This is a genomic window from Paracerasibacillus soli (assembly GCF_042432965.1).
Classification (GTDB): Bacteria; Bacillota; Bacilli; order Bacillales; family Amphibacillaceae; genus Paracerasibacillus; species Paracerasibacillus soli.
The window spans coordinates 1-904 of sequence record NZ_JBHLWL010000018.1; the positions used below are offsets into that span (position 1 = coordinate 1).

At 34.4% G+C, this 904-nt stretch carries 1 protein-coding gene; it reads right to left on the bottom strand.

The features are described from left to right. Positions 1-65: 65 nt before the first annotated feature. Positions 66-824 carry an IS21-like element helper ATPase IstB gene (gene istB, locus ACFFIS_RS05940; protein WP_320379406.1) on the bottom strand — a complete coding sequence of 253 codons (759 nt, stop codon included), beginning with the start codon at positions 822-824 and terminating at the stop codon, positions 66-68. Positions 825-904: the final 80 nt, after the last annotated feature.

Below are 904 nucleotides of genomic sequence, written 5' to 3' on the forward strand. Positions count from 1 at the left end.
TGTATTTCGCAAGTGAAAAGTGAGCCACTTCGCAATTAAATTTTGAACCACCCTAAAATAAATAATTATTCATCAGTTGATTCGTTTTTTAGCCATTCCTCCGTCTCACGCATTCTAAAAGATGGGCCATTCATATTTAAAACATGCGATTTATGTGTTAATCGGTCTGTTAACGCAGCCGTGAGTACTTGATCATGAAATATTTCATTCCATCTTGTAAATGGTAAGTTACTTGTTATAATCGTTGATTTTCTTCCTGCACGTAAGGAAAGATGGGTAAACAATAATTCTGCACCTTCTTTATCGAAGGAGATATAACCAAGTTCATCAATTATAACTAAGTCATATTTTTCAAATTTCAGTTCAAATGAACGAAGCGTTCGATCTGACCTACTTTCTTTTAATTGATTGATAAGTGAAGGTACCGTCGCAAAAAACACTTTATATCCAGTTAAACAAGCTTCCATACCTATCCCAATAGCCGTATGGGTTTTACCAGTACCAGGCGATCCTGTTAATATGACATTTTGTCCTTCCTTAATGAAATCTAACTGTTTTAAAATAGGTATTTTTTGTTGTGCTTGTGGAGGCAATGCCTCCAGAGATAATTCTTCTAATAACTTCTTTTGCGGGAAATTTGCCGTACGAATTCTATTTTGTTTTGCTCGAATAAATCTATCTTCCTTTTCCTGCATCAACACTTGATGCAGGATTTTAATGGCTTGTTCTGGTTGTGTAAATGATGTTTCTTCGTTAACTAGTTTTCGTATACTTGGTAATCTAAGATCCTTACACATTTGAATAACTTGTTCTTTCATTGTCATGATGAAGTGACCTCCTCTAATTGATTAAATAATGTTGCATATGCCATCATGTTATTTTCCGCTTGCTTAGTTATATCGTC